Origin of the sequence: Streptomyces sp. NPDC058284 (assembly GCF_042881135.1) — a bacterium.
GTDB lineage: Bacteria > Actinomycetota > Actinomycetes > Streptomycetales > Streptomycetaceae > Streptomyces.
In genome coordinates this window covers 18,830-35,706 of record NZ_JBHVYE010000022.1, presented here as the reverse complement: position 1 = coordinate 35,706, position 16,877 = coordinate 18,830, and the positions used below count along the sequence as shown (strand labels likewise).

Annotated in this window: 14 protein-coding genes and 1 pseudogene; 3 read left to right on the top strand and 12 right to left on the bottom strand. The window is 71.1% G+C overall.

The window, feature by feature from the left end; translation table 11 throughout:
• Window positions 1-147: 147 nt before the first annotated feature.
• The 6 genes and pseudogenes from ACFVYR_RS27005 to ACFVYR_RS26980 all read right to left on the bottom strand — a co-directional run bounded on the left by ACFVYR_RS27005 (window position 148) and on the right by ACFVYR_RS26980 (window position 5,977).
• On the bottom strand, window positions 148-1,590 hold the full coding sequence (locus tag ACFVYR_RS27005) for a GuaB1 family IMP dehydrogenase-related protein (protein ID WP_384257988.1): 1,443 nt from the start codon (window positions 1,588-1,590) through the stop codon (window positions 148-150).
• A 173-nt stretch (window positions 1,591-1,763) separates the two neighbouring features.
• Entirely contained in the window at window positions 1,764-2,141 is a 378-nt protein-coding gene (locus ACFVYR_RS27000) for a barstar family protein (RefSeq protein ID WP_384257986.1), read from the bottom strand.
• Window positions 2,142-2,182: 41 nt separating this feature from the next.
• Window positions 2,183-2,575, bottom strand: a complete 393-nt coding sequence (locus ACFVYR_RS26995; RefSeq protein WP_384257984.1) for a ribonuclease domain-containing protein — start codon at window positions 2,573-2,575, stop codon at window positions 2,183-2,185.
• 131 nt (window positions 2,576-2,706) lie between these two features.
• The gene (locus ACFVYR_RS26990; RefSeq protein ID WP_384257981.1) at window positions 2,707-3,759 is read right to left on the bottom strand and encodes a sugar-binding transcriptional regulator; all 1,053 of its coding nucleotides are present in this window, start codon (window positions 3,757-3,759) and stop codon (window positions 2,707-2,709) included.
• Window positions 3,760-3,837: 78 nt separating this feature from the next.
• Window positions 3,838-4,524, bottom strand: a complete 687-nt coding sequence (gene rpe, locus ACFVYR_RS26985) for a ribulose-phosphate 3-epimerase (RefSeq protein ID WP_384257979.1) — start codon at window positions 4,522-4,524, stop codon at window positions 3,838-3,840.
• Between the two features lie 428 nt (window positions 4,525-4,952).
• Window positions 4,953-5,977, bottom strand: a pseudogene (locus ACFVYR_RS26980) (magnesium and cobalt transport protein CorA).
• Between the two features lie 68 nt (window positions 5,978-6,045).
• Here ACFVYR_RS26980 and ACFVYR_RS26975 point away from each other — a divergent pair.
• A complete protein-coding gene (locus ACFVYR_RS26975; protein WP_384257977.1) occupies window positions 6,046-6,465 on the top strand; it encodes an ArsR/SmtB family transcription factor in 420 nt (139 codons plus the stop codon).
• A gap of 444 nt (window positions 6,466-6,909) precedes the next feature.
• Here the strand turns inward: ACFVYR_RS26975 and ACFVYR_RS26970 are convergent, their stop codons facing one another.
• Both ACFVYR_RS26970 and ACFVYR_RS26965 read right to left on the bottom strand, forming a co-directional pair.
• Window positions 6,910-8,298 (bottom strand): nitrate/sulfonate/bicarbonate ABC transporter ATP-binding protein, encoded by a 1,389-nt coding sequence (locus ACFVYR_RS26970; protein WP_384257974.1) that lies wholly within the window; start codon window positions 8,296-8,298, stop codon window positions 6,910-6,912.
• 33 nt (window positions 8,299-8,331) lie between these two features.
• The gene (locus tag ACFVYR_RS26965) at window positions 8,332-10,086 is read right to left on the bottom strand and encodes an ABC transporter permease (protein WP_384257972.1); all 1,755 of its coding nucleotides are present in this window, start codon (window positions 10,084-10,086) and stop codon (window positions 8,332-8,334) included.
• Window positions 10,087-10,700: 614 nt separating this feature from the next.
• Between ACFVYR_RS26965 and ACFVYR_RS26960 the strand changes: the two genes are divergently transcribed.
• On the top strand, window positions 10,701-11,429 hold the full coding sequence (locus ACFVYR_RS26960; protein ID WP_384257970.1) for an MgtC/SapB family protein: 729 nt from the start codon (window positions 10,701-10,703) through the stop codon (window positions 11,427-11,429).
• Window positions 11,426-11,725, top strand: a complete 300-nt coding sequence (locus tag ACFVYR_RS26955) for a hypothetical protein (protein WP_384257967.1) — start codon at window positions 11,426-11,428, stop codon at window positions 11,723-11,725. The genes ACFVYR_RS26960 and ACFVYR_RS26955 overlap by 4 nt, the downstream gene beginning before the upstream one ends.
• A gap of 98 nt (window positions 11,726-11,823) precedes the next feature.
• Here ACFVYR_RS26955 and ACFVYR_RS26950 read toward each other — a convergent pair whose 3' ends face one another.
• The 4 genes from ACFVYR_RS26950 to fmt form a co-directional block, all read right to left on the bottom strand.
• Window positions 11,824-12,627: a TniB family NTP-binding protein gene (locus tag ACFVYR_RS26950; RefSeq protein ID WP_384257965.1), complete on the bottom strand. Its 804-nt coding sequence runs from the start codon at window positions 12,625-12,627 to the stop codon at window positions 11,824-11,826.
• A gap of 7 nt (window positions 12,628-12,634) precedes the next feature.
• Window positions 12,635-14,002: a hypothetical protein gene (locus ACFVYR_RS26945; RefSeq protein WP_384257962.1), complete on the bottom strand. Its 1,368-nt coding sequence runs from the start codon at window positions 14,000-14,002 to the stop codon at window positions 12,635-12,637.
• 346 nt (window positions 14,003-14,348) lie between these two features.
• Window positions 14,349-15,803: an RsmB/NOP family class I SAM-dependent RNA methyltransferase gene (locus ACFVYR_RS26940; protein ID WP_384257960.1), complete on the bottom strand. Its 1,455-nt coding sequence runs from the start codon at window positions 15,801-15,803 to the stop codon at window positions 14,349-14,351.
• Between the two features lie 34 nt (window positions 15,804-15,837).
• Entirely contained in the window at window positions 15,838-16,782 is a 945-nt protein-coding gene (fmt, locus tag ACFVYR_RS26935) for a methionyl-tRNA formyltransferase (protein ID WP_384257958.1), read from the bottom strand.
• Window positions 16,783-16,877: the final 95 nt, after the last annotated feature.

The following is a 16,877-nucleotide window of genomic DNA, read 5'->3' as shown; positions in this document are numbered from 1 at the left end:
CTCCGCCCAGCGCTTGCCCGCACACGGCGGGGGTGCAGCCCTGACGGCGGGGCCACCCACCGTCAGGGGCACGGGACAGCGACACGAACGGCCCCACCACGCGGGCACGCCGGGCCACGACAACCCCGCACCCCCACGCGGGAGCCTCTAGCTCCAGCTGGCGTGCAGCGGCTTGCCCTCCGCGTAGCCCGCGGCACTCTGGACGCCGATCGTGGCCCGCTCCGCGAACTCCGCGAGGGAGGCCGCGCCCGCGTACGTGCAGGAGGAGCGGACGCCCGCGATGATCGAGTCGATCAGGTCCTCGACGCCCGGCCGGATCGGGTCGAGGAACATCCGCGAGGTGGAGATGCCCTCCTCGAAGAGCGCCTTGCGGGCGCGGTCGTACGCCGACTCCTCGCTGGTGCGGTTGCGCACCGCACGCGCCGACGCCATGCCGAACGACTCCTTGTACAGGCGGCCGTCGGCGTCCTGCTGGAGGTCGCCCGGGGACTCGTACGTACCCGCGAACCAAGAACCGATCATGACGTTCGACGCGCCGGCGGCCAGCGCCATGGCGACGTCGCGCGGGTGACGGACACCGCCGTCGGCCCAGACGTGCTTGCCGAACTTCGCGGCCTCGGTGGCGCATTCGAGCACCGCGGAGAACTGCGGGCGGCCGACGCCGGTCATCATGCGCGTGGTGCACATGGCACCGGGACCGACACCCACCTTGATGATGTCCGCGCCGGCCTCGATGAGGTCGCGCACACCCTCGGCGGCGACGATGTTGCCCGCGACGATCGGCACCCGCGGGTCCAGGCCGCGCACGGCCTTGACCGCGGCGATCATCGACTCCTGGTGGCCGTGCGCGGTGTCCACGACGAGCGTGTCGACGCCCGCGTCGAGGAGCTGCTTGGCCTTGCCCGCCACGTCGCCGTTGATGCCGACGGCGGCGGCGATGCGCAGGCCGCCGTTGGCGTCGACGGCCGGGGTGTAGAGCGTCGCGCGCAGGGCGCCCGTGCGGGTGAGGATGCCCGCGAGGCGGCCGTCCTTGTCCACGGCGGGGGCGTACCTGCGGTTGGCGCCGTCCAGCTTGTTGAACGCGTCGCGCGGGTCGATGTCGGCGTCCAGGAGCACCAGGTCCCTGGACATGACCTCGGAGAGCTGCGTGAAGCGGTCGACGCCGCTCAGGTCGGTGTCCGTGACGACGCCGATGGGCTTCTGGTCGTCGTCGACGACGACGCCCGCGTTGTGCGCGCGCTTGGGCAGCAGCGCGAGCGCGTCGGCGACGGTCTGCGTGGGGGCCAGCACGATCGGGGTGTCCAGGACGTGGTGGCGCGTCTTGACCCAGGAGACGACGTCGGTGACGACCTCGATCGGGATGTCCTGGGGGATGACGACGATGCCGCCCCTGCGGGCGACGGTCTCGGCCATGCGGCGGCCGGCGATCGCGGTCATGTTGGCGACGACCAGCGGGATCGTGGTGCCGGTGCCGTCGGGCGAGGCCAGGTCGACGCCCTGGCGGGAGCCGACGGCGGAGCGCCTCGGGACCATGAAGACGTCGTCGTACGTCAGGTCGTACGCAGGCTGGATGTCATTGAGGAAGCGCACGTGCTGCTCATCCCAGTCGATCAGAGGTGGCCCCCGGACAGTTAGCCCGAGGGAAAAGCACGTACTTCATTCTCCCATGCCACCGGGGTTGTGCCGCCTGGGACGATCACCCAGGCGGGCGACGGGGGCGATGGTCGGATCGTCCAAACGCACCCGGAAACGGAACGAACGGTTCACGCCTCGCGACGCTCCGTGCCGGGGTGTCCCGGACCGGCCGGGGCGGGGCCGAGCGCGAGGACGATCTCCAGACCGGTCTCTGCCCCCCGCCAGTGCTCGACGGCCGCCGAGAACACTTCCTGCGCGATCCGCCACTCCCCCGGCGCCCCCCGTGCGTACTCCTGCCAGCCGGAGACGACGAGCAGCCGTCCGTTCGCGCGGGGTGCCCACGAGAGGTCGGTGAGGCAGTCGGCGAGGGCGTCCCAGTTGCGCCCGAACCAGTCGGGCAGGCCGAGGCCGCGGGCGCAGCGCTCCATGAAGGCGGCCTTGTCCGTCACGCCTGCCAGGGAGAGCGTCGCGGTGGTCCAGCCGGCGCCGCGTGCGGCGTCGAGCACGGGCGCGAGCGGATCAGATGCGCTGTCAGTACCGCCGGGCATTACCTCAGCACCGCCTTGAAGGACGCGTAGTGGTCATCGGTGTAGTAGATCTCGCCGCCGCTCCCGGTGACGATGCGGCGCGCCCCGCGGTCGCGCTCACCCGGCGTGCGGACGGTGTACTCGTGGTAGTAGCCGCGTGCGCGCCGCGGGAGTTCCCGCTCGAAGTTCCCGAAGACGGCGCCGTCCTTCCCGTACGGGAAGGGCCCCCCGTCATCGATGCGCTCCAGCGTGCGCCGGGCCTCGGCGGGCAGCCGGCCGACCTGGACGGTGGCCATGCCGTGGGCCCAGTCGGGGGCGTCTCCTCCGGTGCCGCCCGAGGAGCACCCGGCCACCAGGACCGCGAGACAGAGCAGCAACACCCCCAGCGCGCGGGGAACGAACCGGTTCAGCATGGATCAGACCCTGCCATGGCAACCCTTCGGGCGCGCGGGACAACGACGTGTGCGGCTCCGCGACGTGTGCGGCTCCGCGACATGTGCGGCTCCGCCGCGTGGGCGCGATCGGCCCCCACGCCCCCAGGCTCTCAGCTGCCGTCCGGGTCCGCCCGGTTCAGCGCGGGCCGCGGCGCCGCCCCCGCGACAAGAAGCTGATCAGCCGCAGCCGTGTCCGTCACCAGACTGGTGACGAGCCCCGACCGGAGCACCGCGTCGATCGCGGCGGCCTTGCGCTGCCCGCCGGCGATGGCGACCACCTCGGGAATCCGGCGAAGCCGGTCCGCTTCGACGGTGATGCACCGCTCCCCGAGATCCCGACCCACCCGGCGCCCCTCGGCGTCGAACAGATGGGCGGACATCTCCGCGGCGACTCCCAGCGAGGCGTAATGCGCCCGCTCCTCGTCGCTGAGCATGTCGTGGACGGTGGAGATGCCCGGCTCCCAGGAGCCGATGGAGACGCAGGCGACCGTGACCTTGTCGAAGTACTCGAAAGCGCGGGCGATGCCCGTCTGGTTGCGCAGCGCCGCCGCGGTCGCGGGGTCGGGGAGCAGCATCGGCGCGTAGATGGGGTGGGCCTCGCCGCCGGACACCTGGGCGGCGCGGCGGACGGCCTCGACCGAACCGCGCTCGGCGGTCCCGGCGTCGTACACCCCCGTGAGCTGCACGACGGTGCACGGCGGCAGCTGCGCGAGGGCGGCCGCCATGTGGATGGTGGAGCGGCCCCAGGCGAGGCCGAGGACATCGCCCTCGTCGACCAGCTCGCCGAGCAGGTCCGCCGCGACCTCGCCGAGGTTCTCGGGGTCGGGCGACTCGTCGATCTCGTCGGCGGGCGCCGGCGACTCCACGACGACGGCGTGCCGCAGCCCGTAGCGGGCGCGCAGCGCGTCCGAGCGCTCCGCGTCCAGCTCTGCGGGCACCCTGATCTCGATGCGCACGAGATCCCGCTCCAGGGCGGTCTCAAGGACCCGGGCCACCTTGAAGCGGCTGACGCCGAACTCCTCGGCGATCTGGATCTTGGACTTGCCCTCGAGGTAGAAGCGGCGGGCCATGGCCGCCGCCTGCACCAGCTCCGCGGGTCCCATCCGCATGGCTGACCGACCCGCCGACATGGCCGACACGGCGCTCTCCTCACTGCTGTTCACAAACTGGGTACGCCGCTCATCCTTGCAGATCCGGCCTGGTCGATCAGCCCTGAGGGACTGCGTTCACGTTCCCGTGGCTCAGTGGCCGCACGCCCATGCGCTTGACGCGGTCTTTGCCTCGGCTTGGGTGCGCAATGAACGTACCGCGTCCGCCGGATCCTTGGCGCCGTAGACGGCGGAGCCCGCGACGAACACGTCGGCGCCCGCCTCGGCGCAGCGCTCGATGGTCTCGGCCGAGACACCGCCGTCGACCTGCAACCACATCTCCAGGCCGTGCTTGCCGATCAGGTCACGGGTGCGGCGGATCTTGGGCAGCATGATGTCCAGGAACGCCTGGCCGCCGAAGCCCGGCTCGACCGTCATGATCAACAGCATGTCGAGCTCGGGGAGCAGGTCCTCGTACGGCTCGATGGGCGTCGCAGGCTTCAGCGCCATGGAGGCGCGGGCGCCCTTGGCGCGGATCTCGCGCGCGAGACGGACGGGAGCGGCGGCGGCCTCCGCGTGGAAGGTGACCGATCCGGCGCCCGCCTCGACGTACTGCGGGGCCCAGCGATCGGGGTCCTCGATCATCAGGTGGCAGTCCAGAGGCGTGTCCGTCGCGCGGGCGAGCGACTCTACGACCGGCACCCCGAGGGTGAGGTTGGGGACGAAGTGGTTGTCCATCACATCGACATGGAGCCAGTCGGCGCCTTCGACCGCCCGTGCCTCCTCGGCGAGGCGGGAGAAGTCCGCGGACAGGATGCTGGGGTTGATCTGCACGGCCATGCCCCAAGACTGCCATGCCCGGCGCTCGTTGCTGACCGCGGTCCACCGCATGGGCACAGCGGCTCCCGCGACCGCACGCCGGATGCCATGCCGGACGGTCCAGCGGCACCGCACACGGCAAGCGGGGGGGGGGAAGCCACGGCGGACGTACGGGGGCGGGAGCGGCGCGGCGCCGCGTGGCTGGTGTGCGGGTGGCGCAGGATTCCGGCACCACCGTCCGCATCCAGGTCTAGTCAGGAGCGGCTCCAGGTCTGGGAACGGCTCGACGTGCACCGGGCATCCGAGACCTGTTGCGCGGCAGAGGCCGGCTCTTCTGCTTCCCTTTCAACCGTCTACCAAGTCGAGCGCCTGCGCTTGTGCATGCTTGCCCTCGCTCTCTGGTCTCTCGGCGAGGTCTTCGCGGGCTGTCGCGTGGCTGCCTACGGCGCTTACAGCCAGCCGTTGCGGCGGAAGGCCCGGTAGATCACGGCGCAGAGGACCACGGTGCCGGTGAGGATCAGGGGGTAGCCGAAGGTCCAGCGGAGTTCGGGCATGTGGTCGAAGTTCATGCCGTAGACGCCGACGACGCCGATGGGTACGGCGATGAGGGCGGCGATGGCGCTGATGCGGCGCATGTCGGAGTTCTGCTGGACGCCGGTCTGGGTGAGGGCGAGGGACAGGGCCGTGTCGGTGACCTCGCCGAGTGCGGTGATGCGTTCGGTGGCCTGGGTGAGGTGGTCGCTGACGTCGCGGAGGTATGTGGCGATGTCCTTGTCGATCCCTGGCAGTCGGCGCCCGGCGAGTTCCCGCATCGGCCCGGAGAGCGGGACCACCGTGCGGCGCAGTTCGAGGAGTTCGCGTTTGAGCTGGTAGATCCGGTGGATGTCGTGGGCCTGTTGGGGCGCGTAGGTGCCGCCCTCGGCTTCGTCCACGTCCGTCTCTACGGCGGTCACGACGTCGAGGTACTGGTCGACGACGGTGTCGGCGATGGCGTGCAACACGGCGGCGGGGCCATGTGCGAGCAGTTCCGGGTGCTTTCCAGGTGGCGGCGGACGCCGGTGAGTTGATGGGAGGCACCGTGGCGGACGACGACGATGAAGCCCTCGCCCACGAAGACCACGATCTCGCCGGTGTCGACGATCTCGCTGGTGGCGGTGAGGTGTTCGTGCTCGACGTAGAGAGCGGTCCGCAGGACAAGGAAGAGGGTGTCGTCGTAGCGTTCGAGCTTGGGTCGCTGGTGGGCGTGGAGGGCGTCCTCGACGGCCAGCGGGTGCAGGCCGAAGGCGCGGGCGACGGTCTGGAGCTGGTCTTCGGTGGGCTCGTGCAGGCCGATCCACGCGAAGCTGTCCGGGGTGGCGTGGCAGGCGTCCATCGACTGGTCGAGGGGCAGAAGGCCCGGTCGGCGCCGTCCGTCCTCGTACAGGGCGCAGTCGACCACCGAGTCCGGGTGCGGAGTGGCATTGTGGTCCGCTATGGCCTCTCCTCGATTTCGGGGGGGCGCGGCCCCTGCGTGGCGCGCGGCCTGACGGCTACCATACTTGCATGGAAGCGCAAGTTACGTCATGGGATGCGGCTGGTGCCGATCGCGCGGTGGGGGTACTCAAGGCGCTGGCCGACCCGTCGCGGTACCGGCTGCTGTGGGCCCTGAGCCAGAACGAGCTGCCGGTGAGCGCGCTCGCGGAGCTGCTGGGCGCCCATGTCGCGGCGACCTCCCAGCATCTGGCCAAGCTGCGGGCGGCCGGACTGGTCACCTCCCGCCGGGAGGGCACCCGCATCTACTACCGGGCCGCCGACCCGCAGGTGCGGGAGCTGCTGGAGGGTGCGATGCTGGTCGCCAATGCCACGGCCGGGACCGCTCCCGGTGCGAGCGGCGCGCAGGACGGGCCGGAGACCGCCGCTCAGGAGCAGACCGTGGCAGCACGCGCGGCCCGGGCGCGGCGTCGCCCGGCGACCGAGTACTAGCCGAGGGCACGGGCTCTCCGGCTGGTGCCGGGCCCCGGGCCACGGGGAAATACGCGACTGGTGGCCCGGCTACCCCGAGGACCGCACTGCGGAATGCGGGCGGGAATTGTTCGCTTTCAACGACCCGGTGAGCGTCGCGGCGCTCACCATCCTTGCTGCCGCGGTCACGGTCGTGTCGGTCTCCGACAGGGGGCCTGCTGCCGACCGCCGTTGGCACTACCCGGCGGCGATCGTGCTCGTTGCCGGAGCCAACACCGCTCTCGTGGTCTTCGTCGCCACGGGGTCCGACCGCAGGCGCGCGCCCTGGGCACGTTGTTCACCACGCCATGGCGCTCACGAGTCGTATCGGCAGCCGCAACCGGTGACGATCTTCAGCTGCGTTCCCCACGTAAGCCCGGCCCGCCGGCTGACGGTGGAGCACTCAGGCACTGCGGCGCGCGGGATTCAGGACCGCGGCACGCTTTCAGCCTCGCCGTTGTCGAGCCGGTACTCCTGCGGGTCGGCGTCATAGGCGTACAGCTCGGCGTAGCGGCCCCAGTCCGTCGCCGTCTCCAGCTGCTGGGTGACCTGCTCGCTGGTGTAGTGGTGGGCAAGGACGTCGCGGAAGAACCCGGCGCGCAGCGTGCCGTCGGGGCTTTGGCGCAGGCTGGTGGTGATCATCCGGACCAGGGATGCGCCGAGAGCGGCCTCGGCGAAGATGGTCTTGGAGTCCTGGACGTCGGCGCCGGCGTAGGCGGTGCCCTGCTCGGTGAGCAGCAGGTCGTCGTCGCTGATCTTGGCGAAGCCGAGTAGTTCGAGGGCGTCGACCAGGGGCAGTACGTCGTCGATCTCCAGGCCGAGGTCGTCGGCGAGGTCGGCCAGGTCGCAGCGTCCGCCGCGGTGGGCGACCATCTTGGCGAGGCCGGAGAGCCCGTCGACGCTCGCCGTGGGCAGCGGGGTGTTGGCGGCGGTGCGCTTGTCGAGTTCGATGCCGTCGGGGCGGCCCGGGGTGCGGGTCTCCTTGGCCCGGCCGGTCATCACGCGGTAGACGCGGTCGATGAGGTCCTCGAAGGCGGGCGCGTTGCGGTCGCGCGGGCGGTCGAGGCCGACCTCGAAGGTTTCCTTGATGGTGCCGGGGCGGGAGCCGAGGACGACGATCCGGTCGGCCATCAGTACGGCCTCCTCGATGTTGTGGGTGACCAGCACGATGGCGCGGGTGGGGAACTGTCCCGACTCCCACAGCTCCATCAGCTCGCCGCGCAGATTCTCGGCCGTGAGCACGTCGAGGGCGGAGAAGGGCTCGTCCATCATCAGGACGTCCGGCTCGACGACCAGCGCGCGGGCGAAGCCGACGCGCTGGCGCATGCCGCCGGACAGCTCTTTGGGGTAGGCGGACTCGAAGCCGTCGAGGCCGATCAGGTCGATGGCCTGCACGGCGGCCTCGGCGCGCTGGTCGGCGGGTACGCCGCGGGCCTCCAGGCCGAGTTCGACGTTCTGCTGGACGGTCAGCCAGGGCAGCAGCGCGAAGGTCTGGAAGACCATCGCGGTGCCGGGGTTGGCGCCGGTCAGCGGCTGGTCGCGGTAGGAGATGGTGCCGGAGCTGGCCGGGATGAGCCCGGCCAGGCAGCGCAGCAGCGTGGACTTGCCGGAGCCGGACTTGCCAAGCAGCGCGACCACCTCTCCGGCGCGCACCTTGAGGTCGATGCCGGCCAGGACGGGCAGTTCGCCGTCTGCGCCCGCGTAGGTCTTGGTGAGGCTGACGGTTTCGAGCAGGACGTCGCCGTCGGCGGCGCGCGGCGGCTTGGCCGCGGGGGCGCTGCTGGTACGCAACTTGCGGAGGGTCTTCAGTGCCATGACGGTCTCCAGAAGGGGGAAGTCTGTGGTGGTTCAGAGGGCGTAGCGGCTGTCGGCGAGCCGGTACAGGCGGCGCCACAGCAGGCGGTTGAGGCCGACGACGTACAGGCTCATCACCGCCACTCCGGCGATGAGGTGTGGGAAGTCGCCGCTCGCGGTGGCCTTCGCGATGTACGCGCCCAGGCCGGTGGCGGTCAGCGTGGTGCCGCCGAAGGTGACGACCTCGGCGACGATCGAGGCGTTCCAGGCGCCGCCCGACGCGGTGATGCCGCCGGTGACGTAGGAGGGGAAGATGCCGGGCAGGATCAGCCGCTTCCATCGCTGCCAGCCGTGGACGCCCAGGTCGTCCATGGCCTCGCGCAGATCCGTCGGGATCGACATGGCGCCGGCGATGGTGTTGAAGAGGATGTACCACTGGGCGCCCAGCGCCATCAGCAGGATGCCGCCGACATTGATGGACAGGCCGGTCTTCAGGAAGAACCAGACCGCCAGCGGGAAGAGGAAGTTGGCGGGGAAGCTGGCCAGGACCTGGATGACCGGCTGGGCGATGCGGGTCAGCCGGGGCGAGAAGCCGATCTTGACACCGATCGGGACCCAGATGGCCGTCGCGGCGGCGACCAGCACGATGACGCGGGCGAGGGTGACCAGGCCGAGCAGCAGCGGTTCGCCGAAGACGCCGAGTCCGGTGTGGTCGTGGAGGTAGTGGCCGAGGTCGACCAGACCCCACAGGATGAGTGCGCCCGCGACGAGGGCGAAGGTGATGTCGCCGGTGCGCTGCCGGGCCGGGTCGACGCTCAGGGGCCGGTCGTCGGTGCCGAAGACGCGCGCGGCCTGGCTCAGTCCGCGGCCGGCCGGGCGCAGCAATCTGCCGAGCAGATGTGGCCAGTTGGAGCGGCGCAGGAAGTTCAGCACGACCGAGCTCTGGACTTCGGTGGCTTCGGACTGCTCGTTCTTGAACTTCTCCGCCCAGGCGGTCAGCGGGCGCCAGAACAGGAAGTTCACGCCGATCACCATGACCGCCATGGTGACGATGGCCCAGCCGACCTTGCCCAGGTCGCCGTCAGTGATGGCGGCTCCGGCGTAGGAGCCGACGCCGGGCAGTGCGTAGTCCTTGTTGTTGACGCTGATCGCCTCGGACGCCACGAGGAAGAACCAGCCGCCGCCGAAGCTCATCATGCCGTTCCAGACCAGCCCGATCATCCCGGACGGCACCTCGACCTTCCAGAACCGCATCCACTTGGTGAAGCGGAACGACCGTGACAGCTCGTCGAGTTCACGCGGCAGCGAGGTGAGGGAGTGGTAGAAGCCGAACGTCATGTTCCACGCCTGCGAAGTGAAGATCGCGAAGATCGACGCGCACTCCAGGCCCAGCATGGAGCCGGGGAACAGGGCGATGAACCCGGTCACCGCGACGGTCAGGAAGCCCAGCACCGGCACCGACTGGAGGATGTCCAGAGCCGGGATCAGAATCCGCTCCAGGCGGCGGCTCTTCGCCGCGGCATAGGCGTACACGAAGGTGAACACGGTCGATGCGGCGAGCGCCACGAACATCCGCAGCAGCGAGCGCGCCGCGTCGTAGGGCAACTGCGACGGATCGGTATTGACCTTGATGTTCTGGCCGGTGGAGAAGCGGACCGTGGTCCCCTGTCCGACCCGCAGCACGAGATAGAGCAGCACCAGGACCGCCGCGGCGACCACTACATCGACCCAGGTCATACGGGACAGACGGCCCGCGAACCGGGTGGAGAGCGGCGCCCGCGGGGCATCGGTGCTCGTCCTGAACGACATCACGCAAACCTCCGACCACACGGCGGACACAGGCCGCGTCGGGGCGCGAGCGCGCACCCGGGCAGCACAAGCCCGGCATGGAGAGAACAAGACGGGGAGAGGGACGGCCGCCGGGGGCCGGACTTCCGGCTCCACATGAAGGCACACCCCAGCTCGGCCGGGTCAGCCGAGCCGTGGAAGGGAGATCAGAGACTGCCCGTGAGGCAGCGTGGACTGGGAGGGTCTTCGCCCATGGCTGCCTCCATTCAGTGATGCGTTCATCGGGTGCGGCAGGACGGCCTCGTCCGCACGGCGCGGCGGGCAGCATGCCGCGAGGAGTCTGACAGCTAATTGCACTGATACGCAAATAACGGCCGGCCTGCCCCACGGTGGCCGCCAGCCCGGGCCGCACCGCTACTTGCGCGTCAATGCAAGTATGGGGCTAGACTCCCGGGTGTCCTCACAGGAAAGACGGAGGGAGGCGAGAGACATGGATCGCAGTCACAGTAGGCCGGGCCGCCCAAGGCCCCGCATCCAGTCGTCCACGCATCCTTCCGGCACGCGGTAGCCGCGCTCTCCTCCTGCGCCCGCGTCCCTGGGCCGCCCTGCCCGCACGGGGCGTGAGGAGGTCCCCCATGGCCGCCCTGACCACCTTCGACTTCGCATTCCGGCTCGCCGTCGGCGTCGGCTGCGGCGCCCTGATCGGCGTCGAACGGCAGTGGCGCGCCCGCATGGCCGGGCTGCGCACCAACGCCCTCGTCGCCGCCGGAGCCACCCTTTTCGTCCTCTACAGCGAGGCCGTCGGCGACGCCGGCAGCCCCACCCGAGTCGCCTCCTACATTGTCTCCGGCATCGGCTTCCTCGGCGGCGGCGTCATCTTGCGCGACGGCGCCTCCGTCCGCGGCCTCAACACCGCGGCCACGCTGTGGTGCTCGGCCGCCGTCGGCGTCCTGGCCGCCTCCGGCCGCCTGGACCTGGCCCTGCTCGGCACGGGTACGGTCCTCGCCGTCCACCTGCTGCTGCGCCCCGCCGGACGGCTCATCGACCGCGTCCCCCAGCACGACCCGGACACCGAGGGCGTCCATGCCAGCGTCCACGTCACCTGCGACCGGGGCGACGAGACCCACATCCGCGCCCTGCTGCTGCAGTCCCTGGCGGGCGGCGGGCTCACCCCCACCGGCCTGCGCGTGCGGCGCGAGGACGACGACACGACCGCACTGCAGACCGTGGTCCCCGTGACGGGTGATCCGGCCCGCGCCCTGGAGCAACTCATCGCCCGCCTGTCCCTGGAGCCCGGCATCCGCGACCTGCACTGGCACCTGGACGCGACACCGGCCGAAGCCGAACGGGAGGCCGTGACGTGAACGACCTTGACCTCTCGCCAGGACGGGACGACCCGCAGTCGGGACGCCGTGACCTGACGGCGGAGCGCAGCGCCGTACGCCTGGCCGCCCGTCGCCTGGCCGAAGAGGCCCCCGCCCTGCTGGCCGCCTCCGCCGGCGCGCTTCGAGCCGGCCTTGCCGTCCGAGCGGCCGCCCTGCGCCGGGCCGCGCTCGCCGCCTGGCGCGCCGGCGTCCCGCCGCAGGTGATAGCCGAGGACTCACGGCTTACCGAGGGCACCGTGCGGCAGTGGATTGCGGCGGAAGGCGGCTGCCGCTGAGCAGTGCCGAATCTGCCTCTCCGTCCTCGTACTGGCGCCCTTGGCCATCACGGGCGCCGAGTTGGCCGGCGTACGGCCGGGCAACGGCCAGGACCTTCTCACCGAAGTCGGTCAGTCGCATCCGGCGCCCGCACTGGCCAGGTGCGGCGCGCGGTCTGGGCGAGGGTGATGTTGCCGCGGGAGTTGGCCTCGGAGTACACGCCGCGGCCCCCCAGCTCGACACCAATGAAGATGATCGTGACGGGGAACTCGTTCGCGATGTATTCGAAATGGTTGCTGACCTCGGTCCCGTTGCGGTCATGCCACTTGAGGAAGTGCAGATCGTCGATGACCAAGATGCGCGTCTCACATTCCAACACGCGGCCCAGGGCGCGCTGAGCGAAGAGCGCGGCCGTGCCGCTCTTGCGGCCGGGGTGCACGTAGTACTCCAGCAGTGACCGGTTGAACTCCTTCATGCCGATGTTGCTGGTCAGCCCGACCCGGCAGACCGGCCACCGCTCGTGTCCAGCGGCGGTGAACGCCCCCTCCCGCTCGATCACCTGCCGGTGGTACTTCAGTGCGAAGTCCAAGACCGCGGTGGTCTTGCCGAGCCCGGGAAAGGCGTCCACTGCGACGGCGCCCTTGGCCTTGTCGCCGTCCTGCCGATTGCTCGCGAGGATGTCCCACAAGTCCTCGTGCAGCGCCTTGAGCTGAGGGGTGCCGATCGGCCCCAGGTTGGCGTGCCGGATACTGCGGCCCTGCTCGTACTCCAGCAACGCCGCTTCGCCCAGGAGCGCCTTCTGCTTGAGCGTGAGCTGCTCCGGCGGCTGCCGCTTCGGCGCGTCTGCCAGGGCCCGCAGCCCCTCCTTACGCGAGAGCGTGAGGTTGTCCAGCGGCGGGGTCTCGGGACGGGGCTGCGTCATGCGTCCTTTAGAGCATCGGCGTAGAAGTCCCCGTCGTCCTCGGGACCGTCGAATTCGTCGTCCTCGTCGTCATCACCAGGCAGCAGGCCCTCATACGGCTCGGCCTCCACCGCCTCCGGCTCCTCTGCGTCGTCCTCCTCAACGTCGGCGTTGGTGGCGAGGATCCGTGCGACGGACGGCAGCATGCGCACGTCGTCCTCGACGGTTCCCGGGAGGTCGAAGGCGGACTCCTCGCGGGCCTGGCGCAGAGCCAGACGGCGCTCGGACATGGCCAGCCCGAGGCCCAGGTGCCAGCGGTCGAGCAGTTCGGCGACCGCGGTCTCGTCGTCGGGGAACGGTATTTCTCGCCCGCGATCTTCCGGGCGATCTCGATGGCCCCCTGGCTGATCGGGAACTTCTGCGCCGGGGCGTGCTCCCACTCCAGGGTGTGCCAGCGGCGGGTGTCCGGGCGGCGGAAGTAGATGTAGTTGATGTTGTCGGGATCGACCAGCCCGGCTTCCCGGTCGGTGAGGAAGGCGCGCACCCACCGCTTGATGGTGCGTACGCTCACGCCCAACTCGGTGGCCTTCGCCTCGTATCGCTGCATTTTGGGCACTGTGGTCGCGTACTGGGGCCGGGGCTCGCCCGGCTCCGCGAGTTCGTCGCTGCCCGACCGGAAGCCGGTAAGGACCTCGTCGATATGGGCGGCCCGCTCCCGGACCTCGGCAAGTTCCTCTTCGCTGAGCAGGGCGAACAGCACCGAAGCTGTCTCGCGGTCGTCGTCCGATTCCGGCCCCGGCCCGGTCGCGATGACCTGGGCCCGGCCAGAGGCGAGCACCTCGCGCAGCGACAGACGGAACCTGCGCCCCGGCCCGTCACGGACCAGCACCTCGTTGCCGGCCGCCGAGCCGAACATCTCCACCACCACGACGACTTCGCCGTCGTACTTCAGCCTCGCGCCCACCCCGACACGTACAGCAGCTCCGGTCACATGTCCCCCTCCACGAGACCCCGACCTCGTGATCCGACAGATCTGCTCGGTCTGCTCCTCGTCCAGTGCGGATTCGTCCTCGGGCTCCTCGATGGGGCGGGGCAGGTCGCGTCCGCCAGCGCCAACCACCGTGGCCGGGCCCTGGCGCAGCATGTGGCGCTCGGACAACGGCTCCGTCAGGTCCGTCACAAAGTGCTGGCACCACAACAGCCGCAGTACCGTGGCCCGTGGCCCTACCCGCCAATCCGGGTGACGGGGGAAGGCATGAAACGCCTCGCCCAGCGTCGCCCCGTACAGATCTGCCGCCCGGATCTCCGCGAGCAGGTCCTCGTCGAAGAGCCAGCCGCGGCGACAGCCCGCGAGGAAGCGCAGGTTCGCCAGTCTCGCCAGCGGAACGTACGCCAAGGGATCGAAGGTTCGAAGACGTCGATGCCCGTCGTCGACCAGACCAGGTCTTCGTCGATCTTCCCGTCCGTACGACGGAGACTCATCGAGACTTCGCCGATCACACGCGACATACCCCACCCCCGAGCAGCAAGAGCGGGGCGCAGAGCTCCCGGTCTCGACCAGCTGCGACATCTCCCCGATCAAGCGGGAGGGGGCCGCTGCATAGAACGAGACCGGGAACAGCACTGCGACGAGTGAACGATCAGACAGGAGTGCGTCTCACCGCGTTGTCCCATGGGCCGGACGAGGGCCATCATCAATGAGAAAGGGACACGCGAAATGCGAACCTACAACCTTACGCCCCTCAGGCGGTGCGCCGGATCAGCGCCAGGTACATCGCGTCCGTCCCGTGCAGATGCGGCCACAGCTGTACGTCGGGTCCGTCGCCCAGCGCCGGGACGTCCCCGAACATGGGCCGCGCGTCGATGAGTTCGGCCCCGCCGGTCTGCTTGAGCACGTCGTCCACGACGGCCCGCGTCTCGGCCGGGTGCGGCGAGCAGGTCGCGTACCCGACGACGCCGCCGACGCGCACCGACTCCAGCGCCGTGCGCAGCAGCGCGCGTTGCAGCGGTGCGAAGCCCTCCAGGTCCTGCGGGCGGCGGCGCCAGCGGGCCTCCGGGCGGCGGCGCAGCGCGCCGAGTCCGGTGCAGGGCACGTCCATCAGGACGCGGTCGAAGGTGCCGGGCCGCCACGGCGGGCGGGTGCCGTCGGCCGCGATGACCTCGTACGGGCCGGGGTTCCCCGCGAGCGCCTGCGCGACCAGACCGGCGCGGTGCGGCTGCTTCTCGGCGGCGAGCAGCGCGGCGCCGCGCCCGGCGGCGAGCCCGGCGAGCATGGCGGCCTTGCCGCCGGGGCCCGCGCAGCCGTCGAGCCACTTGGTGTCGGAACCCTCGACCGGGGCGTTGGCGAGGGCCAGCGCGACCAGCTGACTGCCCTCGTCCTGCACGCCCGCGCGACCCTCGCGGACGGCCTCGATGGCGCCCGGCTCGCCGCCCTCGCTGAGCCGCACGGCATACGGCGACCAGCGGCCGGGCAGTGCGGATTCCTCGCCCACGGAGGCCAGGAGTTCACCGGCGGTGGCCCGGCCGGGCCGCGCCACCAGCGTCACCTCGGGCCGCTCGTTGTCGGCCTCGAGGAGGTCCTCGATGCCCGCGCGGCCACCGCCGAGCGCGTCCCACAGCGCCGAGACGACCCAGCGGGGGTGGGAGTGGACGACGGCGAGATGGTCCTCGGGGTCCTCGTCGTACGGTGGGGCGACGCGCTCCACCCAGCCGTCGAGATCGTCCTGGGAGACCTTGCGCAGCACGGCGTTGACAAACTTGGCCCGCCCGTCGCCGAGCACCACGCGCGCCAGCTCCACCGAGGCGGAGACGGCGGCGTGCGTCGGGATGCGGGTGCCGAGCAACTGGTGCACGCCCAGGTTGAGCACGTCGAGGACCGGCGGGTCGACCTCGCGCAGCGGCCGGTCGATGCAGGCCGCGACGATGGCGTCGTACGTGCCCTGGCGGCGCAGCGTCCCGTAGACCAGCTCGGTGGCGAGCGCCGCGTCACGCGCGTCGAAGTTCTCGTCCTTCTCCCGTGCCTTGCGCAGCAGCGGCGGCAGGACGAGGTTCGCGTACGCGTCGCGCTCGTCCACGGCGCGCAGCGCCTGGAAGGCGAGTATGCGAACGGGGTCCTTCTGGGGACGGCGGTAGGGCTTGCCGGGCTTGCCCGACTTGCCCGTCGGCTTCTGGGGACGCCGGTTCGGCTGGTCGTTCACAAGGTGCTCCGCTGCTGGTGTGGGTCGAACCCACCTAGCCTACGTCGGCCGTGCCCAGCCGCTCGCCGGGGGCGATCCGCACCCCGCGCGCCCAGTCCGCGCCGCGCATCGGCTTCTTGCCCTGCGGCTGGACCCAGAGCAGTTCGACGGCGTGCGATCCGGAGCCGACGTACACGTTGTTCTTGGCCGCGGCGAGCTCACCGGGCGCGAGGTCGGTGCGGTCCTGGACGAGCCCGGCCTGGATGATCTTCAGGCGCTCGCCGCGGAAGACGGTCCACGCACCGGGGGCGGGCGTGCAGCCGCGCACCACGCGGTCGACGCGGAGGGCCGGCGCGGCCCAGTCGACCTGGGCGTCCTCGACGGTGATCTTCGGGGCGAGAGTGACGCCGTCGGCCGGCTGCGGCACCGCCCGCAGGCTGCCGTCCTCGATGCCGTCCATCGTCGCGACGAGCAGCCCTGAGCCCGCGAAGGCGAGCCGGGTCAGCAGGTCACCGCTGGTGTCGGTGGGCCGCACCTCCTCCGTCACCGTGCCGTACACCGGCCCGGAGTCCAGCCCCTGCTCGATCAGGAAGGCGGAGGCGCCGGTGATCTCGTCGCCCGCCAGCACGGCGTGCTGCACCGGTGCCGCGCCGCGCCAGGCGGGCAGCAGCGAGAAGTGCAGGTTGACCCAGCCGCGGGCCGGGATCTCCAGGGCGGCCTTGGGCAGCAGCGCGCCGTAGGCGACGACGGGGCAGCAGTCGGGAGCGATCTCCCGCAGCCGCGCCAGGAACTCCTCGTCACGCGGCTTCGCGGGCTTGAGCACCTCGATGCCGGCCTCTTCCGCCCGCTCCGCGACCGGGCTCGCGACGAGCCTGCGGCCCCGTCCCGCGGGCGCGTCGGGGCGGGTCACGACGGCGGCCACCTCGTGCCGGCCGGAGGCGATCAGGGCGTCGAGGGCGGGTACGGCGACCTCGGGAGTGCCTGCGAAGACGAGCTTCACCGGTGGGTACCTCGGATCTCTGGTCAAGGTGTGGGGCGACGGCAGCGCACCAGTCTATGGGCCTCCGCGGGGGCCCGCCCGGGCGGTCGTCGCGG

Coding starts and splice junctions, on each gene's coding strand:
- rpe (WP_384257979.1), bottom strand. CDS start 4,524: ATGGCCGTGCAGATCAACCCCAGCATCCTGTCCGCGGACTTCTCCCGC.
- ACFVYR_RS26995 (WP_384257984.1), bottom strand. CDS start 2,575: ATGCTGAACCGGTTCGTTCCCCGCGCGCTGGGGGTGTTGCTGCTCTGT.
- ACFVYR_RS26970 (WP_384257974.1), bottom strand. CDS start 8,298: ATGGCACTGAAGACCCTCCGCAAGTTGCGTACCAGCAGCGCCCCCGCG.
- ACFVYR_RS26975 (WP_384257977.1), top strand. CDS start 6,046: ATGGAAGCGCAAGTTACGTCATGGGATGCGGCTGGTGCCGATCGCGCG.
- ACFVYR_RS26965 (WP_384257972.1), bottom strand. CDS start 10,086: ATGTCGTTCAGGACGAGCACCGATGCCCCGCGGGCGCCGCTCTCCACC.
- ACFVYR_RS26960 (WP_384257970.1), top strand. CDS start 10,701: ATGGCCGCCCTGACCACCTTCGACTTCGCATTCCGGCTCGCCGTCGGC.
- ACFVYR_RS26950 (WP_384257965.1), bottom strand. CDS start 12,627: ATGACGCAGCCCCGTCCCGAGACCCCGCCGCTGGACAACCTCACGCTC.